The sequence below is a fragment of the Moraxella macacae 0408225 genome, from assembly GCF_000320365.1.
GTDB classification, from domain to species: domain Bacteria; phylum Pseudomonadota; class Gammaproteobacteria; order Pseudomonadales; family Moraxellaceae; genus Faucicola; species Faucicola macacae.
The window spans coordinates 804121-828429 of the sequence record NZ_ANIN01000001.1 but is presented as its reverse complement, the minus strand read 5'-3'; the positions used below and the strand labels follow the sequence as shown (position 1 = coordinate 828429).

At 39.7% G+C, this 24309-nt stretch carries 21 protein-coding genes and 4 tRNA genes; 10 read left to right on the top strand and 15 right to left on the bottom strand.

Features of this window, described 5'->3' with window-relative positions:
• Window positions 1–75: 75 nt before the first annotated feature.
• Window positions 76–1137, bottom strand: coding sequence for a DUF305 domain-containing protein (locus MOMA_RS03775; RefSeq protein ID WP_009767287.1), 1062 nt, complete (start codon window positions 1135–1137; stop codon window positions 76–78).
• A 164-nt stretch (window positions 1138–1301) separates the two neighbouring features.
• Window positions 1302–4148, bottom strand: a complete 2847-nt coding sequence (locus tag MOMA_RS03770) for a response regulator (protein WP_009767286.1) — start codon at window positions 4146–4148, stop codon at window positions 1302–1304.
• Between the two features lie 289 nt (window positions 4149–4437).
• Here MOMA_RS03770 and fmt point away from each other — a divergent pair, with 289 nt between their 5' ends.
• Genes fmt through hemJ form a run of 4 tightly spaced genes read left to right on the top strand, consistent with a single transcriptional unit; the run spans window position 4438 to window position 8865 of the window.
• Window positions 4438–5502 carry a methionyl-tRNA formyltransferase gene (fmt, locus tag MOMA_RS03765; protein WP_009767285.1) on the top strand — a complete coding sequence of 355 codons (1065 nt, stop codon included), beginning with the start codon at window positions 4438–4440 and terminating at the stop codon, window positions 5500–5502.
• The gene (gene rsmB / locus MOMA_RS03760) at window positions 5499–6950 is read left to right on the top strand and encodes a 16S rRNA (cytosine(967)-C(5))-methyltransferase RsmB (protein WP_009767284.1); all 1452 of its coding nucleotides are present in this window, start codon (window positions 5499–5501) and stop codon (window positions 6948–6950) included. The genes fmt and rsmB overlap by 4 nt, the downstream gene beginning before the upstream one ends.
• A gap of 18 nt (window positions 6951–6968) precedes the next feature.
• A complete protein-coding gene (gene thrC / locus MOMA_RS03755; RefSeq protein WP_009767283.1) occupies window positions 6969–8399 on the top strand; it encodes a threonine synthase in 1431 nt (476 codons plus the stop codon).
• A 28-nt stretch (window positions 8400–8427) separates the two neighbouring features.
• Window positions 8428–8865: a protoporphyrinogen oxidase HemJ gene (gene hemJ, locus MOMA_RS03750; RefSeq protein ID WP_009767282.1), complete on the top strand. Its 438-nt coding sequence runs from the start codon at window positions 8428–8430 to the stop codon at window positions 8863–8865.
• A 107-nt stretch (window positions 8866–8972) separates the two neighbouring features.
• Here the strand turns inward: hemJ and MOMA_RS03745 are convergent, their stop codons facing one another.
• Both MOMA_RS03745 and MOMA_RS03740 read right to left on the bottom strand, forming a co-directional pair.
• Window positions 8973–9734: a type III pantothenate kinase gene (locus MOMA_RS03745; RefSeq protein WP_009767281.1), complete on the bottom strand. Its 762-nt coding sequence runs from the start codon at window positions 9732–9734 to the stop codon at window positions 8973–8975.
• A 45-nt stretch (window positions 9735–9779) separates the two neighbouring features.
• Window positions 9780–10670: a biotin--[acetyl-CoA-carboxylase] ligase gene (locus MOMA_RS03740; RefSeq protein ID WP_009767280.1), complete on the bottom strand. Its 891-nt coding sequence runs from the start codon at window positions 10668–10670 to the stop codon at window positions 9780–9782.
• A gap of 80 nt (window positions 10671–10750) precedes the next feature.
• On the opposite strand from MOMA_RS03740, the gene MOMA_RS03735 reads away from it, so the two are divergent.
• The 3 genes from MOMA_RS03735 to MOMA_RS03725 all read left to right on the top strand — a co-directional run bounded on the left by MOMA_RS03735 (window position 10751) and on the right by MOMA_RS03725 (window position 13110).
• Window positions 10751–11551, top strand: a complete 801-nt coding sequence (locus MOMA_RS03735) for a sulfite exporter TauE/SafE family protein (RefSeq protein ID WP_040624805.1) — start codon at window positions 10751–10753, stop codon at window positions 11549–11551.
• Window positions 11552–11640: 89 nt separating this feature from the next.
• Window positions 11641–12561 (top strand): hypothetical protein, encoded by a 921-nt coding sequence (locus MOMA_RS03730; protein ID WP_009767278.1) that lies wholly within the window; start codon window positions 11641–11643, stop codon window positions 12559–12561.
• Between the two features lie 78 nt (window positions 12562–12639).
• Entirely contained in the window at window positions 12640–13110 is a 471-nt protein-coding gene (locus MOMA_RS03725; RefSeq protein ID WP_009767277.1) for a hemerythrin domain-containing protein, read from the top strand.
• A gap of 105 nt (window positions 13111–13215) precedes the next feature.
• Here the strand turns inward: MOMA_RS03725 and MOMA_RS03720 are convergent.
• The 8 genes from MOMA_RS03720 to MOMA_RS03685 form a co-directional block, all read right to left on the bottom strand.
• Window positions 13216–13290: transfer RNA gene (locus MOMA_RS03720), tRNA-Thr, on the bottom strand.
• A 12-nt stretch (window positions 13291–13302) separates the two neighbouring features.
• Window positions 13303–13376: transfer RNA gene (locus MOMA_RS03715), tRNA-Gly, on the bottom strand.
• Between the two features lie 281 nt (window positions 13377–13657).
• Window positions 13658–13741: transfer RNA gene (locus MOMA_RS03710), tRNA-Tyr, on the bottom strand.
• A 58-nt stretch (window positions 13742–13799) separates the two neighbouring features.
• Window positions 13800–13875, bottom strand: a tRNA-Thr gene (locus MOMA_RS03705).
• 196 nt (window positions 13876–14071) lie between these two features.
• Window positions 14072–14479: a rhodanese-like domain-containing protein gene (locus MOMA_RS03700; protein ID WP_009767276.1), complete on the bottom strand. Its 408-nt coding sequence runs from the start codon at window positions 14477–14479 to the stop codon at window positions 14072–14074.
• 33 nt (window positions 14480–14512) lie between these two features.
• Window positions 14513–15829: an FAD-dependent oxidoreductase gene (locus tag MOMA_RS03695; protein WP_009767275.1), complete on the bottom strand. Its 1317-nt coding sequence runs from the start codon at window positions 15827–15829 to the stop codon at window positions 14513–14515.
• A 162-nt stretch (window positions 15830–15991) separates the two neighbouring features.
• On the bottom strand, window positions 15992–16498 hold the full coding sequence (locus MOMA_RS03690) for a DUF302 domain-containing protein (RefSeq protein ID WP_009767274.1): 507 nt from the start codon (window positions 16496–16498) through the stop codon (window positions 15992–15994).
• A gap of 153 nt (window positions 16499–16651) precedes the next feature.
• Window positions 16652–17170, bottom strand: coding sequence for an RNA pyrophosphohydrolase (locus MOMA_RS03685; protein ID WP_009767273.1), 519 nt, complete (start codon window positions 17168–17170; stop codon window positions 16652–16654).
• Window positions 17171–17520: 350 nt separating this feature from the next.
• Between MOMA_RS03685 and MOMA_RS03680 the strand changes: the two genes are divergently transcribed.
• Together MOMA_RS03680 and MOMA_RS03675 are read left to right on the top strand one after the other, a co-directional pair.
• Window positions 17521–17937, top strand: a complete 417-nt coding sequence (locus tag MOMA_RS03680; protein WP_009767272.1) for an OsmC family protein — start codon at window positions 17521–17523, stop codon at window positions 17935–17937.
• A 12-nt stretch (window positions 17938–17949) separates the two neighbouring features.
• Window positions 17950–18354 (top strand): MAPEG family protein, encoded by a 405-nt coding sequence (locus MOMA_RS03675; protein ID WP_009767271.1) that lies wholly within the window; start codon window positions 17950–17952, stop codon window positions 18352–18354.
• 81 nt (window positions 18355–18435) lie between these two features.
• Here MOMA_RS03675 and narL read toward each other — a convergent pair whose 3' ends face one another.
• Complete coding sequence (gene narL / locus MOMA_RS03670; protein ID WP_227498083.1) at window positions 18436–19128, bottom strand: two-component system response regulator NarL; 693 nt, start codon at window positions 19126–19128, stop codon at window positions 18436–18438.
• An 80-nt stretch (window positions 19129–19208) separates the two neighbouring features.
• The gene (locus MOMA_RS03665; RefSeq protein WP_009767269.1) at window positions 19209–21122 is read right to left on the bottom strand and encodes a histidine kinase; all 1914 of its coding nucleotides are present in this window, start codon (window positions 21120–21122) and stop codon (window positions 19209–19211) included.
• Between the two features lie 403 nt (window positions 21123–21525).
• Between MOMA_RS03665 and MOMA_RS03660 the strand changes: the two genes are divergently transcribed.
• Window positions 21526–22764, top strand: coding sequence for an MFS transporter (locus MOMA_RS03660; RefSeq protein WP_406564468.1), 1239 nt, complete (start codon window positions 21526–21528; stop codon window positions 22762–22764).
• Between the two features lie 79 nt (window positions 22765–22843).
• On the opposite strand, the gene MOMA_RS03655 is transcribed toward MOMA_RS03660, so the two are convergent.
• Complete coding sequence (locus MOMA_RS03655; RefSeq protein ID WP_009767267.1) at window positions 22844–24265, bottom strand: FAD-dependent oxidoreductase; 1422 nt, start codon at window positions 24263–24265, stop codon at window positions 22844–22846.
• Window positions 24266–24309 lie beyond the last annotated feature (44 nt).

Genomic DNA, 24309 nt, shown 5'->3' with positions numbered 1-24309 from the left:
TCACAAAATTTAAAGCGTTTGTATGACAAAAATATTACAAGGTTTTCGGTTAATAACAGCCAATAGCCCTAATTGTTAACGGTTTTGTGTAAGCCAATGCTCCATGGCTTGAATTTCAGCAATTTGATTCATGATAAGCGTATCAGCAAGCCTGTGCATTTTTGGGTCAGATCCATATTTTAGTTGTACCTGAGCCATTGCCAATGTCCCTTTGTGGTGTGGCAACATGGTTTGGATAAAAGCCATATCCGCATCATCACTCACCGCCCCTGCCAACATCTGTTCGTGCATTTGGTCAATGCTATTGGTAAATATTTGTTGAATATTGGCGGTTTTTTGGTGGCTGTTTGGCTGTGAATGGGCGTAGTAATTTTCTTCTTTTAGCCAATGTTGCATAAGCCAAATTTCGTTTTGTTGCGTGGCAATCATGTCTTTGGCAAGGCGTTTTAAACTGGCATCTTTGCCATATTTTAGTTCAATTTTTGCCATATCAATACCGCCTTGGTGATGACGTATCATATTTTGCACAAAAACAACATCAGGGCTTTTTGGGTTATCCATGCTTTGGTATTTGGCAAAACGCATGGTATAGATACTGGCAAGATAGGCTTGCCGAAAATCCTCGCTTATCTCACCATTTGGTAAAAATTGGTTGATGGTATGCTGCAACAACAGATTGTCTAACGATGGATTTGATTTAAGTTTATTGTTTGTGCTTTGGTTGTTTGTTAGGTGGTCGCTTGGATAAATAACGCGAAATTCCTCAATGCTAAGCGTGTTTTTGTCAAGTTTGTTGTCAGTCTTATCGTTGGCTGTTTTTTCATTGCTATCTTTAGTATTACTATCTTTAGCATTGATATCTTTAGCATCAGTATCGTTAGCAGGTGCACCTTTGGCATTGGTATCATTGGCGTCGTTGAATGCCGTATCGTCGGTAACGTTGGCTGTTTTTTCGGGCGATTGGTTTATGGTGGCGGTTTCGCTTGACGAATAAGGTTCTGGCTTGACTGCCAAATCATCAGCTTTTTGTTGCGGTTGACAAGCAACAAGCAACATACAGATCACCCAAAAAAATCCGTATCCCAATTTACTCAATTTGGCAAGGCTATCACAGCGTAACAACAAAAAATTAAGCATAACACACTCCTACGACACTGTGTAGTATAACTGAAAACAGCCTAAAATAAAAACGCAAATTATATCAATTATGTATATGCTTATTTCTCAATTATTACCAACTTTTTGAAGCTTAGGTTTTTATAGCTTAGATTTTTACAGCTTAGGTAAACCGCTTAAATCATTTAAATCATATAACGGCTTAATAGTTTGGTTAATTTTTGTTTGTTAATGGGTTTGGTCAAAAAACCGTCCATGCCTGCATCGCTGCACAGTTTACGCGATTCATCTGAGTCATTGGCAGTCAAAGCAATGATCGGAATGCTGTCTTGATTGGCACGGATTTGTCGCGTGGCGGTCAACCCGTCCATAATTGGCATTTGACAATCCATTAACACCAAGGCAATTTTTTCACGGTTTTGACTCAAAAGTGCAACCGCCTCTTCGCCCTCATTGGCAATAATCACTTCATACCCTAAAGTTTCTAAGTGTTTTTTGGCAATTTTTTGGTTGATTAAATTATCCTCTGCAACCAAAACTGTGCGTTGTTTATCAAAACTTCCGATCGCAGGCATGGCTGTTAATGCCTGATTTACCAACTGATTAGGCAACATCAATGCCACATCATCTAGCACCGGATTGATTTGTTTTGAAAAACCATTGTTGTGTGTATTGCTATTGTCATGGCTATTGTTGGGTTTATTTTGCTCAAAATTGGTATTTTCGTATTTTTGCAAAAATTTTTGGAATGCCAATTCTGCCGATAAGCAAACAATATCACTTAAACTCATATTTTGTTCATATAAACTTAAAATTTTGGCAAAAGCGTTGGCTAAAGTTGGCGGTTTTTGAATCAATCCGTCAAAATGTCGCATAATTTCACGCTTAATCGTGCGTTCAGAGTCCATGCTGATAATGACTTTTACACCTGTTTGGAACAGACTGATTTGTTCAAACAATGCCTCATTACCCACATACGCCACTTCATCAATGATTAACATTGGCACAAGATCTTTTAAATTTAACGCATTGATTTTATTTACCATATGCTCGTTAATTTCGGTAAAAATAATGTTTTTTACATCAACAAAATTCAAAATCTCCGTACTGCGACGCGTAATGTCAAAAGGTGAAATGATAATCAACAAAATCGGCAATTGATTCACCTGCAATTCAAACACCGGTTTTAAACTGTGGTTATATAATGGTAAAAAAACCTGAAATTCGCTGCCTTTGCCAACTTCACTTTCAAGGTTAATAAACCCGCCAAGCAGCTGCGAAAAATTATTAGAAATTGCCAATCCAAGCCCTGTACCACCAAATTGACGGCTGATTGAGTCATTGGCTTGGTTAAAGTAGGAAAACAGCTTTTGTTGATCTTTTGGTGAGATGCCCATGCCTGTGTCTTTTACCGTAATGCACAGCCAATCTTTGGCAAGATCTTGCATGCCTGACTTTTTTTGTTGAATAACAGGGTGGCTGCTGGTAAGTTTATCCACAAGCAGGGCAACATAGCCTTGTTTGGTAAATTTAATGGCATTGCTCATCAAGTTTAACAAAACTTGACGCATACGCCCATCGTCGGTTTCTATGTAACGCGGAGCATTGGGATCGGTATAAATATACAGACTGATGTTGTTGCGTTTGGCATTGCCAATCATAAGTTCAGCGGTTTGGTTTAACAGTTGCAACAAATCCACCGATGTAATATTGGCTTGTAACTTGCCTGCATCTATTTTTGCCACATCAAGCATGTCGTTTAACAAGCCAAGCATGGTTTGACTGGATTGTTGCAAGGTGGCAATGGTTTCTTGTTGTTCTTCGTTAAAACTGTCTTTGTCCTCAACAAGCAACTCAATCATACCCATCATACCGCTTAACGGCGTGCGTAATTCATGCCCCAATACCGCCCAAAGTTTGTCAAAACCTGCCAGTTTTTCCGCGGTTTGGCGATCGCCGATCCAGGCTTTTTCCAGTTTTTCATGATAATTGGTTACTTCTTCTAAACCGCCACTAAAACCCTGCAACTGCCCCAAATGATTGTAAAATGGGTTTAAATGCAAATCAAAATACAAATCTCGCTGTAAATTGGTAACGGATAAAGTTAAGAAAGTCGCGTGTTCACTGCTTTTAATCAACTGTTGTTGAGTTTGTTTGTCCATTCCGGTGATAAAATCATAAAGCATATACACAACATTTTTGTCAAACGGTGTCGCAAAAGTATTGGCAAATTTTTCGTTAAAATATATCAAACGTCCCTTGCGATCCAACAAAAACAAGGACACAGGTGATTTGTCAATCAGATGGGTTTGCCTGTGCATTAACTCATAAATCTCGTCGTAATATTGGTGATTTTTAAACGAAATACGGTTAATAATTTGGTTTAATTGTAAAATTTCAGGGGCACTATTTTGTGGCAACTGTAGTGGCTGATAGCCTGATTGGCTGTGATTAGAAAAATTTTGTGCATAATCAATAAGCTGAAACCAATTTGCATAGCGTTTTTGCAACTGCACTGCACACAAGGCCAAAAACAGCAAAAACAAAAGCCAGGGCAATACATACAGCGGATTGACAAAAGTTTGCCAAATTGGCACAAATTCAATATAAACATACAGCCGATAGCCGTTGTGGAGCGGACGCCATGCTTCAAGGGCATTGTTGCGGCGTAACGTCTGGTTTTGACTGGCATTGACTGACCACGTTGGCAAATTAAACGAGGAAAGATTGCTGTTGTTGTTTAGGATAATCGCCCGCCCTGTTGGTTCAAAAATCACCAAATAATGCGATGCGATCATTTTTGGCGAGATAAATTTACCGCCGATAAAATTTCGCTCTTGTGTGTCAATTTTTTGATTTAAATCAAGGGTAATGTCTGACAACAACAGCTCGCTTGCTGTACGTTGCCTATCCGTAGCATACAACCACAATAAACCATAACCTGTGAGAATCAGGCTTAACATAATCCCAACAAGGGCTAATAGTCCTTGACGACCAGTGGGGTGATGTAAAACAGAAATGGAATTACGCACAAGTGTTTACCTTAACCTCTCCTTCCTAAGCGAGTAGATTTTCCATTAAAAATTGCATGTTTTTAATTGCACGATTGGCTTAAATTACAACACTTCCTTTTGCACAAATTTTTTAGGATATGGTTAAATTATAGCAATTAAATTGTAGCAGTTAAATTGTAGCTATCCTTAAAGATAAGTGATTATAAAGGCATGATGGACAAAAATCAATAAAAAACCAAAATCAGCTTTCGTATTTTGCTTAAAACATACTATAATAACAAAAAAATTTTACAAAAAAGAAAACATTATGCCAAATCCGCCCAATCACCCAAAAAACACCCCTTTAAACGTTATTTTTGCAGGCACGCCAGAATTTGCAAGCATCGCGTTAAAGAGCTTAATTGACAATCAAGACACGCTAAACATTAAAATCGTTGCCGTTTACACACAACCTGACCGCAAAGCCGGACGTGGACAAAAATTAAGCCAAAGCCCGGTAAAAAAATTGGCACTCACGCACAATATTCCAGTAGAGCAGCCCATAAGTTTTAGCCTAAAAACCAATGCCGGACAAGATGCCGGACAAGTAGCACGCCACACACTTGCCAATTATAAGCCTGATGTGATGATTGTGGCGGCTTATGGGTTAATTTTACCGCTTGGAGTGCTAAACACGCCAACTTTTGGCTGTGTCAACATTCACGCATCCTTACTGCCACGCTTTCGAGGAGCCGCCCCCATTCAGCGAGCGATTTTGGCAAATGACGCCCAAACTGGCATTACCATCATGCAAATGGATAAAGGGCTTGACACAGGCGATATGCTATATAAAGCGGTTTGCGACATTGATAACACCGACACCACCCAAAGTTTGCATGACAAATTGGCAACCCTTGGCGGACAAGCCATCGTTACTGTGCTAAAAGATTTGCCAAAGTATCAAAGCCAAGCCACAAAACAAGACGACACGTTAGCCAATTACGCCAATAAAATCACCACCGATGAAGGCTTGATTGACTGGCAAAACGATGCCTTTGCCATTCATCGGCAAATTCGCGCCTTAAATGCTTTCACTTTTTTAAAAAATGAACGCATCAAAGTGTTATCAGCAAAACCCATCAAACTTAACCAAACCACCCAAGAGTCCGCTGGCAAAGTGGTAAGCGTTGGCAAAAACGCCATTTTAGTGGCGTGCGGACAAAACCAAGACGGTATCCAGCACCTTATCAATCTCACCCACATGCAATGGGCGGGCGGTAAACCTTTAACCGCCGAACAAATTGCCAATGGTGATAAATTAAATGACGGTGATATGTTTGGCAGTGGTTTTGATGGTGGTTTTGGCAGTGGGCTTAATGGGGCAAACGCATGACCGACTACCAAAAAATCTTAACCAACCAAAAACTTAGCACCCGCACCAAAGTCATTGCCACGCTTGACCAAATCCACCACGGACAATCGTTATCCACATTGCTTGATGAGTTGTTAAACAATGTTGATACCAACGACAAAGCTTTTACCCACGAGCTGATTATTGGCACATTACGCCAATGGTGGGCGTTAAATCGCATTACCGAAAGCCTAATTGATAACGAAATAGCCGACAAAGCCGTGCTATCCGCCCTACACATTGGGCTGTATCAACTGCTCTACATGCACACGCCTGATTATGCTGCCATCAATGACACCGTGGAAGCCATCAAACCGCTCAATAGTCATAGTACAGGGCTTGTCAATGCAATTTTGCGTAAAGTTGCCAACAATCCTGACAAATTTAGCAAAAAGGTGCAAAAAAACCACAGTCTACCCAATTACCTTGCCAAAATTTTAAAGCAAGATTGGGCGGATTATTATGCACTATTGGGGCAAAATCTGCGAACCGCCGCTCCGATTTTTTTGCGAGTCAATGCCAAATTTTGCACGCCTTTGGAATATAGCAAATTATTAAACGAGCAACACATCGCCCACGAATTGGTGAATATTGGCGTGGATAAACACACCGCCATTCGTTTAACAGGTTCGGTGAAAATCAGCGATTTGCCAAAATTTGTGGACGGTTGGGTATCGGTGCAGGATTTGCACGCGCAAGTTTGTGGTGAAATTTTGGCAGACGTTGTGTTGCCAACTTTTATCCGCAACGTTAACAATGGCAAAAACATCAACATTTTGGACGCTTGCACCGCCCCTGGGGGTAAATTGGCTCATGTGTTGGAGCTGTTTTTTACCAAAGCATTTCACCAATTACAGCCAAATATCATTGCCTTGGATAATGATGAAAAACGATTAAGCCGAGTGCATGCCAATTTGCACAGGTTACAATTGAGCGATTTGCAATCAGACAGCGAACAATCAGACAAAAGTTTGCAAATCATTTGTGGCGATGCGACAAATTTTAACACTGCGGATTTTAACCGCACGGATTTTAATGACACAGAGCTTAACGCCAAGCCGTTTGATGTCGTGATTTTAGACGCCCCTTGCACCGCCACTGGAGTCATTCGTCGCCACCCTGACATTGGGCTATTAAAAACCGCCACAGACATTACCAATACGGTAAAATTACAAGCCGATATTTTGCAAAATTTGTGGCAAAATGTGGCAACAAACGGCTATTTGTTATACATCACCTGCTCGCTGTTAAAAATAGAAAATAGCGAACAAATGCAAAACTTTTTGGCAAACAATCCTGATGCCAACCTTGTGGATTTTACCCTTGATTTACCCAATCAAATCAAGCAAACCATTGGCTATCAGTGTTTGCCACTAAACGAACACAGCGGTGATGGGTTTTATTATGCCCTACTACAAAAACATTATTAATTATAAGGATTTTTTACCATGCACTACATCAGCACTCGTGGCAACACGCCAAAAATGCCTTTTTCGGACGTTTTGTTAATGGGGCTTGCTCCAGACGGCGGTTTGATGCTCCCTAAAAGCTACCCCAAAATTGATGACGCCACCTTAACCAAATGGCGTCAGTTAAGCCTATCAAAATCAGGCTATCAAGATTTGGCGTTTGAGATTATGCAATTATTTGCCACCGACATTCCAAAAGCGGATTTAAAGGCATTGATTGACAAAACTTACACACGCCAAAATTTTGCCAAAGATGAGATTACCCCGGTTCGCACTTTATCCGATGGCATTAAAATCTTAGAATTATCCAACGGCCCTACGCTTGCGTTTAAAGACATTGCCATGCAGTTTTTAGGCAATGCGTTTGAATATGTGCTCAAACAAAAAAACGAGCGTCTCACCATCATCGGGGCAACTTCTGGTGATACGGGTTCTGCCGCCGAGTACGCTTTGCGTGGCAAGGATAATATCCAAGTATTTATGATGTCGCCCCACGGTAAAATGAGTGCGTTTCAAAGGGCTCAAATGTACAGTCTCACCGATGACAACATTCACAACATTGCCATCAAAGGCATGTTTGATGATTGTCAAGACATCGTCAAAACCTTGCAACAAGACGCAGATTTTAAAGCCAAATACAGCCTAGGCACGGTCAATTCCATCAATTGGGGAAGGATTTTGGCTCAAATTGTGTACTATTTTAAGGGTTATTTTGCCAGTACAGACAATAACCAACAAAAGGTAAGTTTTTGTGTGCCTTCGGGCAATTTTGGCAACATCTGTGCCGGCCACATCGCCCGTGAAATGGGCTTGCCAATTGCCAGATTAATCGTTGCCACCAACGAAAACGACGTATTACACGACTTTTTTACCACAGGCAATTACCGCCCACGCAGTGCTGATAAAACTTATGTAACCTCAAGTCCGTCAATGGATATTTCTAAAGCGTCAAATTTTGAACGTTTCATTTATTTATTGCTTGACAAAAACCCCCAACAATTAAGCCAATTATGGACAAATGTCAACAATCAACAAGGCTTTGAATTATCCGATTTGCTTGATAACATTCACAACAAATTTGGTTTTGTCTCGGGTAAATCCACCCACGCTGATCGGATTGCCACGATAAAATCTGTGTTTGAAACCGACAAGGATTTGATTGATCCACACACTGCCGATGGTGTTAAAGTGGCTCGGAATTTGCGTCAAGACGGTGAACTGATTGTGGTAACCGAAACCGCCTTGCCTGCCAAATTTGCCGATACCATTGTTGAAGCGGTAGGAAAAATTGACATTCCACGCCCAGATGCGACAAAGGGCATCGAAGATTTGCCACAAAAAGTGGTGGTGCTTGACAATGACGCCAAGTTGGTTAAAGCCGAAATTGAGAAATTTGTAGAACCCAAATAACCGATAACCAAACTCACGGTAAACCACAATGCTGGAATATTTTTTATGGTTTAAGGCTCTGCATGTGATTAGCATGGTATGTTGGTATGCAGGAATTTTTTATTTGCCACGCTTGTTTGTTTATCACGCCATGAGCGACGATACGCCCAGTCAGCAACGTTTTATTATCATGGAGCGTAAGCTGTATCGAGGCATTATGACCCCTGCAATGTTGGCAACTTGGATTTTTGCCCTGTGCATGCTTATCCCAAATTGGCAAGCCTATCAAGCACAAATATGGTTACATGTTAAACTTGTATTGGTGATTTTGTTGACAATTTATCATCTGTCGTGCGGTTATTTTCGCTTACAATTGACCCAAAATCATCAGTACAAAAGTCATGTTTTTTGGCGGTGGTTTAACGAAATTCCTGTCATTATTTTGGTGTTGGTGGTAGGTTTGGTGATTTTAAAGCCCCAAATTTAAAAACCAAAATTGGTGGGGGAATTTTGCCAATCATTTTTACAATAAACTTTACAATAAACTTTACAATTAACCTTGTAACCTTGTAACCTTGTAAAAATTTATAAAATTTAGGCAAAATAACGCTGTAACCCCATCAATAGCAACGCCTCTTTTACCATTAATTCACCATGAAACTGACGATTGAGCATGTTTGCACCACCCCCTGTTAGGGTAATTTTAAAATCAGGATAATCCATCATAATCGCTCGCACCGCCGCCACAACGCCAAACAACACGCCATGATTTACCGCATCAAACGTCGTCTTGCCAAGCGTGGTACTGTCAAAACTGCCCGCCTTCACTTCAATCTGCTGCGTGCCTGCATACAAAGCATGACGCTGCATATAGACATTGGGTAAAATGTAGCCACCCAAATGCACATTCCCATCAATCAAATCAATGGTTAAAGCCGTGCCACAACCAACCACACATTGACGCGAACCATCTACCACGCCAAGCATTTGTAGCCATCGATCAACACCAAGTTGGCTTGGATCGTAATGACTTTTTAAGCACGCATGATCGGCATCTACTTTTGCAAATTCAAACGGTATGTTAAGGCCATAGAGCGTTTTGGTGATCGCTGCGTTGATTTTATGCCCCAAAACGCTAGAAATTCCCACAAATTCAGGCTCAAAACCACTCAATGTACCAATTAAACCAAGCAACAACTCATTTGGAGCTTTTAAGTGTTCTTTGGCATCATACGCAACAAGGTTGTCATTATCCACAAGCCAATATTTTAAGCGCGTATTACCCAAATCCAACCAAAGTTTTTTGTGAAAATAGAGTTTTTTGTGAAAATTTGGTTTATTTTGTCCATATGTCATATTATTTTTTCTTAACTTTAATGTTGGTTTTTATTGAGTTTTAACTTAGTTTTCATTGAGTTTTAATTTTGCCATGCCTGCAAAAATTGGTATGATTGTATCATTATTCTTTAACAACAATTCGCCATTTTCGCTAATACCAATACATTGGCCACTTGCATGCACATCGGTCATATTATTTTGTATAAAAATATTAATGTTTTTATTGGTCAAAAGGTGATTTTCATTAAAATAATTAATAAAACTTTTAAGATAATCTTTGTCATAACAATGATTGCAAATTTGTACTGCTTTTAACAGTTGATTGGTCATCGGAATATAAAAGTCTTTGGCTAAAAATTGCTGGTTTGCCGTCAAAACACAAGCCAAATCATGGATACAAGTGGATTGATACAAGCCATCTTTAATCTCTGGTGCGTGATTGACATTTAAGCCAACACCGATAACCGCTCCAACCAGATTGTTTTTACCAGAAATTTTTCTAAACACAGGTTCTATCAATACCCCTGCAAGTTTTTTAAACTGTGTATCGTCAAAATAACCAATGTCATTTGCCCATTTAACACCAATTTTTGATGTCCTATCACGATTTTCATTCAGCATTTGAATAACTGGCAACTTAGTAAGCTCTAAACCTACCGCCAATGACAACAAGCCTGATAATTGGTATAAATCAAATTCACCATGCTTGATTGGCACATAAAGGGTTAAAAATACATTGTTAACACCACTTACCCAAGTGCGGCCATGCTGTCCACGCCCCGCCGTTTGGTGGCCGGCTGTGTACAAACAAGGCAAATCGTAAGGCAAATTGCCTAGGTTAACCGCTTTAATCAGTGCAGTATTGGTGCTGTCAATACTGTCAAAATGCACATGGGTGATGGGCGTTAAAAAATCAGATGACACAACATGATTGTCAAAAAAAGAATTTAGCATATACAAAAACACAAGAATAAAAACGAAAAATTGGGCTATAATAGCATAAATTTAACATAAATTTAATAAGTTTGGTGATTATGATGTATTTATGGTTTGCCTTGGCAGGAGCGTTTGCAGGCGTGTGTGCCGGATTGTTTGGCGTTGGCGGTGGGTTAATTATTGTGCCTGTGTTGATGGCTATTTTTACCGCTTATGGTTATTCGCCTGATGTCATCACACATTTGGCGGTTGGAACAAGTTTGGCTACCATTATCGTTACCTCTATAAGCTCCATGCAATCGCACCATAAACGCGGTGGCGTACGTTGGGATATATGGAAAAATATGTCAATAGGACTTGTTGTCGGTAGTGTGTTTGGTGCATGGATCGCAGATTTATTAAAAGGTGAAATATTGACTGCACTCATTGCGTGTATGGCAATGCTTATGGGATTAAAAATGTTCACCGCCAAAAAATCAGACACTGCCAGTACGCGCACACTACCAAATGCACCCATACAGATGGGCGTAGGCGGCCTAATTGGATCGGCATCGGCAATTTTTGGGATTGGCGGTGGCAGTTTTACCGTACCATTTTTAAGCCGTTTTGGATTGGATATGAAACAAGCAGTAGGCACAAGTTCAGCATGTGGTTTACCAATTGCAATTGCAGGGGCATTGGGTTTTATGTTCTTTGGCCGTGATGTAACAGGATTACCACCAGATGCCATTGGGTTTGTGCATATCACGGCGTTTGTTTGTATTTCATTGATGAGTTTTATGTTTGCTAAAATTGGAGCAAAACTTGCCCACCAGTTACCCGCCAGTACTTTAAAACGGATGTTTGGCGTTCTCTTGGTGATAGTGGGAATTAAGATGCTGTGGGGAATTTTACAATAATGATTTATAAAGCCAATTAGGATAAAACTTATCTTTGGCAATATGACTTAGGTTTTTATGATTTGATTTTAATGATAAATGGATAGCTTATGTTAAAATTTATTGCACGGAATAGCACGATTTTTATGCCTTTATGTGCGTTATTTGGTTTTTTATTCCCACAAGTGTCCAATACGGTCTTGCCCTTTTTGCCACAAATTTTATTTTTTTTGATGTTTTTTACCTTGCTTGGCATTAACCAAAAACAACTGATAACACGCCTTGCTACTTTGCCTGTGTGGCTGTATGCCTTGTTTCAAGCGGGCGGATTTTGTGTGATTGTAACCATAATTGCCTATCTTTTTGGAGCAAAAGGTGATTTGTTGCTTGCAATTTCAGCACTTGCAGCAACTGCACCGCTGTTTGGTAGTGGCGCGATTGTCAATGCGGTAGGTTTTGATGCTCTACTTGCAATGGCAAAAACCATAGCAGCAACACTGATTATGCCTTTGTCATTACTGATTGTGTTATGGCTTTTGGGTTCGCCAGATGCACGCGTGGATTTTGCTATATATTTTCAGCGGTTATTAATTTATATCGTTGCGCCCATGTTGCTTGCGGTTGTGGTTCGTCAAGCAGTTTCTTTAGAAAATTTAAACAAAATTTATCCAAAAATTGCTCAATTCAACATTATTTTGTTACTGATGTTCCCTCTTGGATTGATGGGCGGTTTTCGGGCAACTTTTGACAAAAGCCCTACCAATGCGTTATTGTTAATGGCTTTGGCATGGATATTGGCATTTGGTTTTTATTTTGGAGCGTATTTTTTATACTTAAAAAAAGGCAAAGAGCTTGCTATTATTTGTGCGTTGGTATGTGGCGGACGCAATGTGTTATTAACCTATACCATTGCCACGCCGTTTTTGGGTGCAATATTTTTACCGTTAATCGGAGCGTTACAATTGCCAATGTTTTGTTTGCCTTTAATTGGCAAAATCATGGCAAAAAAATTACACAGCAATAACAATTAGCAACAAATTTGCATTCAAATCACAATGGCAAAAACCGAACTGCTTTGTTAAAATTTTTACTTTATCGTAGGAGATTTTATGGATATCAATACCGAACACACGATTTTTCAAGCCTTAATCGCTCGCCACGATGTGCAACGCACTTTATGCGAAAAATTAGAAAACCTGATTAAAAACAATGAGTTACAAAAAGCCAAAGATTTTTATCCACAGCTTGATATTGAGTTAAAAGCCCATGCTACCGCCGAAGAACGTCATCTGTACATGCCTGTGATGTCGCACGATGACGGTATGGATTTATCGCGTCATGCAATTGCCGAGCACCACGAAATGGACGAAATGATGGCAACCTTAAACGATGACCAAACTTGTGATGATGATTGGATAAAAACCTGTCAAGCCCTTATTCATGAAGTGCGTCATCATTTAAAAGAAGAAGAAAATAAGTTTTTTAAAGATGCCAAAACCTTGTTGGACAAAGAAATACAACAGCGATTGGGCTCTTTATACCAAGTTGAACACAATGAATTTGAAAAAAATCACGGTTAACTTCAATCCACGGTTAACTTGCGTTTTGCCAAAAAAGATTTGCACCTTGGCAAACTATCGCAAAACAAAAAACCCTTAAAAACAATTGTTTTTAAGGGTTTTATATGGAGCTCTTGACGAGAGTTGAACTCGTGACCTCTCCCTTACCAAGGGAGTGCTCTACCTCTGAGCTACAAGAGCAAATCTACAAAATGGAGCGGGTGGCGGGAATCGAACCCGCACCATCAGCTTGGAAGGCTGAGGTTCTACCACTAAACTACACCCGCAAACTAATTCGAAATGCTAATTTTTCAAAATACTAATTTGCAATACCGCCACTCTATCGTTCTAAAACTCTATCACTCTAAAAAGAGTAGCGAACAATTTTTAAACTGGTAGTTCGCCACTCCCAGTACCCACCCTAACCAAGGGGAATTATTTTAAGCCAATATATCTATGATACAAAATATTATTTATTATAAAATATTTATTACATTTACAATTTTACAAAAATACCCAATAGATGGGCTTTTAATTTTGTTATGTTGGCTAGGAAATATAAAGAAAATGGTGGTGGGGGAAGGATTCGAACCTTCGAAGCTTTCGCGACAGAGTTACAGTCTGTTGGGTTTGACCGCTCCCCAACCCCACCTAATTTTGTCTTTTCAAACTCAACGCTAAATCTTTAAGAAATAAATCTTTAAGAAAGATGGTGCCGGCTGCCGGAATCGAACTGGCGACCTACTGATTACAAGTCAGTTGCTCTACCAACTGAGCTAAGCCGGCGTATCGCTTGAAAGTGTGAGTATTTTAACAGATTTATTTTTGATTGCAAGCATTTTTTTATTTTTTTGCTAAAAATTTAGATTTATTTTAAAAATCAATCAGTTAACCAGTTAGGTTTTGCCAAAATAAACTTGCTTTTGGTATTTTGGCAAAACCCTTACCTATCCACACAAATAACTATGCCACACAAACAGGCTTATTTTAAGCCCTTTTTCACCAAATCCTCGTAACCGCCGTGATTGGTAACGTTGGTATAACCCATGTTGGTTAAAGTGGTTTTGGCAATTTCAGCACGGCGACCACTGCGACAATATAGATTGATTGGAGCGTTTTTGTCTTTAACAAAATCACTGATTCTATTCCCAATGTTTTCATGAGGAATATTTACCGCCCCCTGTAAATGTCCGCTGTTAAACTCATCTAAAGTTCGCACATCAATCCAAATACCCTCGGCTTTTTTGACTTCAGTGGCGTGTTTGGCATGCGTTGTTGGTGTTTGTTTTGTTGATTTTTGGCTGATTTGATCATGACTTAGTGCGTTTCCACTAACCGCCATAAGTGCTAAAACCATGATTGATAACACAGCCTTGTTTCTGGTTTGCATAACAATCTCCTTTTTTAATTAAGCCAGAAGCAATTAAAATTGTCCAAACAAATCGTTTAAACTCTCCGACATGGTTGGGTGGGTAAAAATATAATTGGCAATATCAGATGCACTCATGCCTTGACGAATCGCCAAATCCATAAAATTAATCATTTCGTGCGATTCGGCACAAAGCAATTGTGCACCAATGACTTTATTATTATCCGCGTTAATCACAGCTTTTAGTACGCCTTCGGTTTGCTGGATAATTTTTGCTTTTGGAATGGCATTTGCTGATAATGTCGCGGTTTTGACATTGATGCCCTGCATTTTGGCTGCGTTTTCGCTTAAGCCTGCAACTGACAAGGGCGGATTGGTAAATACTGTATAAGGAAATGTACGATTTTCAGTTGTGTAACTGCCATCACCTAACAGATGGCTTTTCACCACACGAAAATCATCAAGCGACATATAAGTAAACTGTGGTGAACCTGCAACATCGCCCATTGCATAGATGTGCGGTTGGCTTGTTTGCAAGTGTTTATTAACCTTAACAAAACCACGCTCGCCCAATTCTATACCAGCATTTTTTGGATTAAAATCCGTGTTTGCCACTCGCCCTGTGGCAATTAGCACCGCATCGGCTTTTAGTTCTGTTTCTTCAGTTTGAATAACCACTTGATTGTCAACATTTTTAAAAGCCTGTACGCTTTGGTTAAATTTAAACGTAATGCCTTGATTTTCCATGATTTTTTGTAACGCTTCAGCAACATCTCTATCTTCGCGTGGCAAACATTCGGTAATTAGATCGAGCACGGTAACTTTTACGCCAAATTGGGTAAAAATACTGGCAAACTCAAGTCCAATATAACCACTACCAACAATAACCAACGTGTCTGGTTTTTTCGCAAGATTCATAATACCGGTGCTGTCATAAATGCCTTGGGTGCTATGAATACCATCAATGTTAGGAATGGGGGATTTCGCTCCTGTGTTGATATAAATGTGCTTGGCGGTGATCGTGTGCGTATCGCTGTCGGTTGTTACTTGTACGGTATGTGCGTCAATAAAATCCGCCTTGCCTGTAATGACCGTTGCAACTTTATCGATCATCTCAAAATTGGCTTGGTTTAATTTGCCAATTAGCTCATTTTTTTGAAGAATTGCTGTGTGAAATTCACTGCCTTGCTCGGCCAAATGTTTAAGTTTTTTGGTAGGAATACAACCAATGTTAATACATGTTCCGCCGTACATTTTTGCAGATTGCTCCACCAAAATGACGTTTTCGCCTTTGCTGGCTAAAGTTTTGGCAAGGGTTTTGCCTCCCTTACCAAAACCGATGATAAGATGATCAGTGTTATAAGTTGTCATAATACGCTCTTTTTTTGTTAATTAATTTTGGTTAATTAATTTTGTTAATTAATGTAGAATGGATTTTATCTGCTTTATTTACAATGAGGCGGTCTAATACCCCCTCTTGTTTAATTAAAGGATTGAGTATTAGACACAAGTTTTGGCAATTTTCTTACAAACTTATTCGGTTACGGTTTTTTTGATCAACATTTCTGCTTTTGCCAATGAATCTTTGACATCGTCAAACGTGATTTGACTGCCGTCAACCATAGCTTTTGTGTCATGAAAACTCACCAAAACCTCATCGCCCACTTCGGTTACCAAAACTTTTAACGGTAATTGCAAGGCAAATGTTGGATCTTTTAGCATAAACGGCGTGCCTGCCTTTGGTGTGCCAAAAACAATGACGGTGGCAGGTTGCATATCAAGCCCTGCATCTTGGGCGGCTTGCTTATGATCGATGGTTGCAAAAATTGTCATGCCTTTATCTTCAATGGTTTGGCTAAGTTTATCGACCGTTTCGCTAAAAGTATACTGGCTTTTGATGGTGTGGGTTTTTTGCATGGCTGACTCTGCTGGCTTAGATTGAGTTATTTGAGTTTGGGTTGCTTTTGGCATGATGGTTTGGCTTTGGCAAGCGGTTAATAATACTGCATTTACCAGTGCAATTAAGGTTAATTTTTTCATATTTTTTTCCTTAAGCTAGAATTAAGTATTTTTAAGCAAAAAGCCCACCATTGTGAACTTTTTTAATGTAACAATATTATTTTAATAAGGTTGTTTTAACCATATTCTTTTGGTAAACCATTATTTTGGTAAATCCAACTGAATGAACGAAGGCTAATAAGCCAAGGCTGTGGCTGCATTTGGCAACAACAATTCAGGTTTTAATGGCAACTGTGATGACAACTCAAACAACGCCCTGCGATACACATTGCGTTTAAAAGCCACCACTTGGTTAAGCGGATACCAATAACTTACCCATTGCCATTGTTCAAACTCAGGCTTTGCCGTATCAAAACGGATATGTGCGGTATTTTTTTCATCCAGCTGTAGCAAAAACCATTTTTGTTTTTGCCCGATACACATTGGATTTTGTCCTTGACGAACAAAACGTTTTGGCAAACGATAACGAAGCCATTCTTGGGTTTGCGACAACAGTTTGACATGTTTTGGAAATAACCCAACTTCTTCGCACAATTCACGATACATTGCATCCACGGGCGTTTCACCATAGTGAATGCCACCTTGTGGAAATTGCCACGCATCATGCCCCACACGTTTTGCCCAAAGCACTTGCCCATGCGTATTTGCTAAGATGATACCGACATTGGCACGAAAGCCGTCTGCATCTATCATGACGAATCACCTTATTCAATTTTGTTTCATTTAACAATTTGACAGGCAATCGTATTATCAAGTTTTTGATGGTAAAATCATTACAAAAAGCTTGCTTTAAGTTATCATAGGCTTTAAGTTATCATAGCAAACCCTCAAACTTATTGACAAAATTGATAATTTATATAAAAACATTGACAATGCGATCACTGTCATTCTTATTGCCTATTAAAACAGTTTTTTACGAAAAAGTGTAATGTTTATTTGCTAAAAATTGTTTCACGCAGAAAAAATTATAAAAATTTATTGACTTTCTACCAAAACGCCCTATTATGAACAAAATAAATTAATAACTTTTATAAGGAAAAATCATGAAAGTAGCGGTAAATTGGCTAAAAAATGAAGTGGTTAATTTTGAAGCCACAAGCGAAACAAACAACCGCATCATCATGGATTCCACCCAACAGCTTGGACCAAAACCAATGGAATTGATTTTAATGGGGCTTGGAGGCTGTGCCAGTTATGATGTGGTGAGTATTTTACAAAAAGCCCGCCAACAAATCAGTGATGTACAATGTGAACTTTCAGCCACGCGTGCCGATTCTGTGCCTGCTGTATTTACTGACATTCATCTGCACTTTGTTGTAACTGGTGTGGATATTAAAGACGCTCAAGTCAAAAAAGCGGTGGAATTGTCAGCAAAAAAATACTGCTCTGCCAGTCGAATGTTGGAAAACGGTGGGGTGAATATCACGCACGATTATGAAATTATTAACATAAATCCATAAAAGGCTGTGTCGATGTACTTTTCAAGCAACAACAGTATAATTTTGGCAATGCTTACAGCGTGTTTTTTGCCGTTTGGGTTTGCCCTGCTTGCCAAAATATTGGCAGGGTTTAAACTCAAAGACAACGAAAACCCTCGCAATTTTTTGGCAAAAGCAACAGGCGTGGCATCGCGTGCCAATGCAGTCCAACAAAACAGTTTTGAAAGTTTGCCAATATTTTTAACCTCGGTCTTGACGGCCTTGTTATTTTTTGTGCCGTTAACGGTGGTGGCAAAATTGGCATGGCTGTATGTGGCGTTACGGATCGTTTACGGAGTGGCGTATTTAATGAATTTGGCAACGTTTCGCTCTTTGGTTTGGCTGTTAAGCATGGCATGTCCTTTATTATTATTTTATATTGTCATAAAATTAAATTAACTAATTAACTAATTAATTAATTAATTAATTAGTTAGTTAGTTAGTTAGTTAGTTAGTTAGTTAGTTAGTTAGTTAGTTAGATTATTTAGATTGATGGTTTTTTAGATGATTAACCGCCCAAACTGCAGCTTCTACGCGTGTGCGTAAACCGATTTTACCTAAAATATGCTTGACATGAACTTTTACCGTAGATTCAGCAATGCCCAGTTTATTGCCGATCATTTTATTGCTCATGCCATCGCTAATCATGTATAAAACTTGCAATTCACGCTCGGTTAAATCAAAATTTAGCTCATTTTTGGCAGGTTTTCGCACAGCTTGTGCCAAAATCGGAGCTAACGCTGGGCTTATCACCAACTCATTGCGCAAAATCCGCCGAATATCATAAATAATCTGTTCAGGCTCCATGTCTTTAAGCAAATAACCGTCCACGCCAAGCTCCAACGCATCGTGCACATCTTTGATGTTATCCGACACCGTAAACAACAAAACCTTGGTATCAATTTGCAATTCACGCAGTTTTTTTAGGGTTTCAATGCCATTTAAAACTGGCATATTATGATCAAGCACAATCAAATCCACATCGTATTTTGACAAAAAATACAAAGCCTCTTCACCGTGATTGACCTCACCACACACTGTAATATCAGCTTCTAAATTTAGCAAATCTTTTAAACCACGGCGTATCATTGGGTGATCATCTACAAGCAACAAACGCGCAGGCGTGATACTGGTAAAAATTTTGTTTTTGACGGAGGTTTTCATTAAAGTCATAAGTTTCTCAACGGTATTGAAATTTGATAAATTGATAAATTGATAAATTTTTATTGCACTTGCCAATTATTGCCAAACATTTACACAACAAAAAGGCGTGGCATAAAACTCAAGCGCACTTGTGTACCCTGCTGTAAACGCCTAATTTCAACCGATCCGCCCAAATTTTTACCGCGTTCATTCATGATTTTTAAGCCATGATGATGTTGTGGGTTAAAATTAAAATCAATGCCTATGCCATCATCACTGATCTCAAGCACCACATTGCCATCAGAATCTTGGCTAAGACTTACCAAAACCTTGAAAGCCTTGGCATGTTTATGGGCGTTGGATAAAGCCTCGCGTACAATTTGTATCACATCAATTTGTTCATTTGCTGACAAATTCATCGCCATAATTCGGTTGTCAAGTTTTACGCCAAAACCGCCTTTTAAGCCAAATTCTTCACAGGCATTTTGTAAAGCAGCCTCAAAATCAGTGTCAATGCTTAAACGAAAGGTTTGTAGCAATTCTCTAAGTTGCACGTACGCACCGTTTAAGCCGTCTTTTAAATGATTGATCTTTTCATTCACCATAGGACTTGTGTACTGATTCCCCAACAATTTTGTTAAACCGCTTAATTCAAACTTTAGGTAAGTTAATGACTGTGCCAATGAATCGTGCAACTCACGGCCGATAATGTTGCGTTCTTCTAACAGTACAATCTGGTGCTCTTGTTGTCGCAATTTTTGTTCTGCCAATGCCATGCCAATCAAACTTGCCAACGTTTTTAACAATTCATCATGACTAAACAGCATGGTGCTATCCACATTGTCATTTAGCGTTAATACTGGAATTTGGTTAGGATTTGTCAATCGATATGACATTGTACTGTGCACCATCTCATCTGTACGCACTTGTGCCAATAACTCACCAAATTCAATATTTTGATGGGTGATAAGATACGCACTTAACCTATCCTCTTGTCTGATTTCACAACGATTACAATCATCTGGTTGACAAAAACTGCCCTGTTTTTTGTTGTGCAGTGCAAACGAATCTTTTTGCTCGGTCATCTGACTGTTTAGGCATAAAGTCAAATCCACATTTGGCAACAAGCCACTAACTTCATCAATCAGTTGTTGCAATTTGGCAAAAGAGATCGTCTGCGTGTTGATCTGTTTGGCAAATTCAAACAACAAAGCCAGTGCTTGATTAGAACGGCTTAGATGATAAGTTTTGCGTGCCACTTCGCTTTGTAAATGTTCTTGGTGGTGATAAATGGTTTGACTCATTTCATTAAACACCCGTCCAAGCTCATTTAATTCATCATAAGCGGTCAGTGCTACCTTGGCAGGTTTGCCGGTTTTTAATTGTTTGGTCGCACGTCCAATTTGGCGAATGGGCAACAGCACATTGTGGTGCAATTCATACAGTCCAACCATCATCACCACAATACTCACAATTGACATAACAATTTGAAAAAACTGTTGCAAATTTTGGCGGTTTTCATTGCGTTCTTGGATCAAAGATACCAATTTATCCACATGATTAATATATGCAACGGAATTTTTATAAAAATTAGCCTTATCGTTATTTTTAAGTTCATTTAATAATTGAGTTTGCCAAATATTATCAATAATTGCCAATTGTGCCAAAATTTTAGGGTTGCTGTTATTGTAAGAATTTTCATAATCTTGTAATTTTGCCAACTTTTGTTGCATGTCATGTATCAGTTGTTCGCTTGGCAATAAAGCAACATCATACGCCAATGATTTGTCCAACTTGGCAATGTACTGATAATCATTCGCAAGCATAAAATTTATGCGATAAGTTGCCATGTGCATAGAACCTGCGGTATTGACTGCTTGGGCATCACGCTCTGCCGTCCATGCCAAAAATCCGCCAATCATCGCACTGATGATCATCAAAAACGCAATAATCGCAACCGCCCCTGATGCACGAATTGGCAAGGAATTCATATATTGACGGATAAAAGTTGGCAATTTTATCAAGCATACTCCTAAATAGTTGCTTTATCGTGGGTTTGGCAAAATCAGACTAAAAATCAGACACATTGACACAAAACCATAAATAACCCATTGAAAATAAGCAATTTTATACAATAATCCATTTGATTTTGCCATACACCTAAAGGCGTATAACCTCATTATTGTAACGCATTTTTGTCAATACATGTCGATTTGAATCAACCATTTTTAACAAAATCTTGTTATGATATTTATTATGATTAAAGCAAGCTGTGATTAAGCAAGCTGTAATTAAAGCATAACAACAAGTCTACAACAATAAACAAGTCTAAAACAATAAAAGGTAGGTTTAAACAAGAGGTTGGTTATGACAAGTGATAAATATAAGCAAATGGCGGTATTAATATCTTCTACCATCGCTTTTACCATGTGTTTTATGGTGTGGATGATGTTTGCTGTTTTAGGCATTCCGATCCAAAAAACCTTAGGGCTTAACAACACCGAATTTGGACTGTTGGCCGCCACGCCCGTTTTGACAGGTTCACTGGTGCGTTTACCGATTGGTTTAATGACTGACAAATACGGCGGACGCATTGTATTGTTTGTGTTAATGCTCATTACAGTTATTCCAATTTATGCAATGAGTTTTGCCACTCAATACTGGCATTTTTTAATCTTAGGGTTGTTTGTTGGTCTTGCGGGCGGATCGTTTACCGTTGGCATTGCCTATGTGGCAAAATGGTTTTCACAAGAACGCCAAGGTTTTGCTATGGGGGTGTTTGGCGCAGGCAATGCAGGTTCAGCATTAACCAAAATTATCGGGCCGTCAATCATCAGTGCAGGGACAATGACTGCACTGGGGCAAGCACAAGGGTGGCGAATGTTGCCAAAAGTATACGCAGGGATTATGCTCATTACCGCCCTTATGTTTTGGTTTTTTAGTTATGACAATAAAGATCATCGCACAGCAAGCAATAGCAGCCTTGCCGGCCAGTTAGCCGTACTAAAAGATCCCGATGTGTGGCGGTATAGTCAGTATTATTCCATCGTATTTGGTGGTTATGTGGCTCTTGCCTTATGGATGACCAAATATTATGTGAACGAATACGGCTTTAGCTTGCAGACAGCGGCATTTTTGGCAGCTTGTTTTAGCTTGCCAGGAGGTGTATTGCGTGCCCTTGGCGGTTGGTTATCAGACAAATATTCAGCCCATACGGTAACATGGTGGGTGCTATGGGTGTCAATGCTTTTGCTGTTTGTTTTATCTTATCCACAAACACAATTGCACATTCAAACCATAAACGGCGTAAAAGAATTTCACATTGGCTTAAATGCAACCTTCTTTACCATCTTAATTTTTGCTTTGGGTATTGCTTTTGCTGTTGGCAAAGCATCGGTATTTAAATACTTATCCGATGATTATAAACAAAATATGGGAGCGGTATCGGGCGTTGTAGGGCTAGCCGGTGGCGTGGGCGGATTTATTTTGCCAATTATGTTTGGTGTGGCGGTCGATATTACAGGCGTGCGTTCATCGGCGTTTATGATTATGTTTGGCGTAGTATGGGTGAGTTTGATTTGGATTTATCTGTCTGAAGTACGGCCACGCATGGAAGATTATCACAAGCAAAACCAAGCACAAAAATCAAGCACAAACAAAGCCTAAAACCGCTTAACCCACAAAAAAACACCCAAATACATACAAATTTATCTTTGGGTGTTTTTATTGAAAATCAGCTAAAAAATCAAACACTCAAATAATCCAAAATGCCTTTTGCTGCCTGACGTCCTTCCCAAATTGCCGTTACCACAAGATCAGAACCACGCACCATATCACCGCCTGCAAAGATTTTTGGATTTTTGGTTTGAAATGGATAAATTTGTTGCTCTGGAGCAATTACCCGGCCGCCGTTGTCCAATTCTATGCCTTGCGTATCAAACCAGACAGCAGGGCTTGGACGAAAACCAAACGCCATAATCACCGCATCGGCAGGCAAAATCTCTTCTGAATTTGGCACAGGCTCTGGATTTCTACGCCCACGATTGTCAGGCTGTCCAAGTTGCGTGGTGATGACTTTTACTCCAGTTACCTTGCCATTTAACCCCATGATCTCGATCGGTTGACGGTTAAACAAAAAATTCACCCCTTCTTCGCGGGCGTTTTTTACCTCGCGACGCGAACCTGGCATATTTTCCTCATCACGGCGATAAGCACAAGTTACACTGGTTGCCCCTTGGCGGATGCTGGTGCGATTACAATCCATGGCCGTATCACCCCCGCCAAGCACCACAACATTTTTACCTTGAACATCAATGTAGTCGCTTGGATTTTTCTCCCAACCTTGACAACGATTAACATTGGCAATCAAAAAATCCAACGCATCGTACACGCCGGCCAAATTTTCACCCGTATAACCGCCGCGCATATAAGTGTAAGTCCCCATACCCATAAATATTGCATCGTACTCTTGCAACAGTTGCTCAATTTGAACATCATTGCCAATTTCGGTATTCAGACAAAACGTTACGCCCATGCTTTCAAACACTTCACGACGGCGACGCATGACATTTTTTTCCATTTTAAACTCAGGAATACCAAACGTTAATAAACCGCCAATTTCTGGACGTTTGTCAAAAACCACAGGTTTTACCCCATTGCGTGCCAAAATATCCGCACAGCCAAGCCCTGCTGGCCCTGCACCAATGATTGCCACTTTTTTATCCGTCCAAATCACCCCAGACATATCTGGCCGCCAACCCAAAGCAAACGCCGTATCGGTGATGTACTTTTCTACATTGCCGATTGTAACCGCTCCAAAACCATCATTTAAAGTACACGCCCCCTCGCACAAGCGATCTTGTGGACAAACACGCCCACACACTTCAGGCAAGGTATTGGTTTGATGACAAAGCTCTACCGCTTGCAAAATTTGCCCCTCGGTGGCCAGTTTCAGCCAATTGGGAATGTAGTTATGCACAGGGCATTTCCATTCACAATACGGATTGCCACAACCAAGACAACGATGAGCTTGTTCACTCACCTCATCGCGTTCAAATGGATTGTAAATTTCTACAAACTGATGGGTTCGCGTCGCAAGGTCTTTTTTGCCAGGATCTGTGCGTTCAACATCAAGAAACTGAAAGTCATTATTTAAGCGTTTAGCCATAATTTTTTCCTAAGTGAGTTTTATTTTTAACGGTTTTATTAAAA

What these genes read in the sequence shown, in the direction of transcription:
- MOMA_RS03700 (WP_009767276.1), bottom strand. Translation starts at nt 14,479, where the DNA reads ATGCAAACCAGAAACAAGGCTGTGTTATCAATCATGGTTTTAGCACTT.
- MOMA_RS03695 (WP_009767275.1), bottom strand. Translation starts at nt 15,829, where the DNA reads ATGACAACTTATAACACTGATCATCTTATCATCGGTTTTGGTAAGGGA.
- MOMA_RS03690 (WP_009767274.1), bottom strand. Translation starts at nt 16,498, where the DNA reads ATGAAAAAATTAACCTTAATTGCACTGGTAAATGCAGTATTATTAACC.
- thrC (WP_009767283.1), top strand. Translation starts at nt 6,969, where the DNA reads ATGCACTACATCAGCACTCGTGGCAACACGCCAAAAATGCCTTTTTCG.
- hemJ (WP_009767282.1), top strand. Translation starts at nt 8,428, where the DNA reads ATGCTGGAATATTTTTTATGGTTTAAGGCTCTGCATGTGATTAGCATG.
- MOMA_RS03680 (WP_009767272.1), top strand. Translation starts at nt 17,521, where the DNA reads ATGAAAGTAGCGGTAAATTGGCTAAAAAATGAAGTGGTTAATTTTGAA.
- MOMA_RS03725 (WP_009767277.1), top strand. Translation starts at nt 12,640, where the DNA reads ATGGATATCAATACCGAACACACGATTTTTCAAGCCTTAATCGCTCGC.
- MOMA_RS03730 (WP_009767278.1), top strand. Translation starts at nt 11,641, where the DNA reads ATGTTAAAATTTATTGCACGGAATAGCACGATTTTTATGCCTTTATGT.
- MOMA_RS03775 (WP_009767287.1), bottom strand. Translation starts at nt 1,137, where the DNA reads ATGCTTAATTTTTTGTTGTTACGCTGTGATAGCCTTGCCAAATTGAGT.
- rsmB (WP_009767284.1), top strand. Translation starts at nt 5,499, where the DNA reads ATGACCGACTACCAAAAAATCTTAACCAACCAAAAACTTAGCACCCGC.
- MOMA_RS03660 (WP_406564468.1), top strand. Translation starts at nt 21,526, where the DNA reads ATGTGTTTTATGGTGTGGATGATGTTTGCTGTTTTAGGCATTCCGATC.
- fmt (WP_009767285.1), top strand. Translation starts at nt 4,438, where the DNA reads ATGCCAAATCCGCCCAATCACCCAAAAAACACCCCTTTAAACGTTATT.
- MOMA_RS03675 (WP_009767271.1), top strand. Translation starts at nt 17,950, where the DNA reads ATGTACTTTTCAAGCAACAACAGTATAATTTTGGCAATGCTTACAGCG.
- MOMA_RS03655 (WP_009767267.1), bottom strand. Translation starts at nt 24,265, where the DNA reads ATGGCTAAACGCTTAAATAATGACTTTCAGTTTCTTGATGTTGAACGC.
- MOMA_RS03745 (WP_009767281.1), bottom strand. Translation starts at nt 9,734, where the DNA reads ATGACATATGGACAAAATAAACCAAATTTTCACAAAAAACTCTATTTT.
- MOMA_RS03685 (WP_009767273.1), bottom strand. Translation starts at nt 17,170, where the DNA reads ATGATAGATGCAGACGGCTTTCGTGCCAATGTCGGTATCATCTTAGCA.
- narL (WP_227498083.1), bottom strand. Translation starts at nt 19,128, where the DNA reads ATGACTTTAATGAAAACCTCCGTCAAAAACAAAATTTTTACCAGTATC.
- MOMA_RS03735 (WP_040624805.1), top strand. Translation starts at nt 10,751, where the DNA reads ATGATGTATTTATGGTTTGCCTTGGCAGGAGCGTTTGCAGGCGTGTGT.
- MOMA_RS03740 (WP_009767280.1), bottom strand. Translation starts at nt 10,670, where the DNA reads ATGCTAAATTCTTTTTTTGACAATCATGTTGTGTCATCTGATTTTTTA.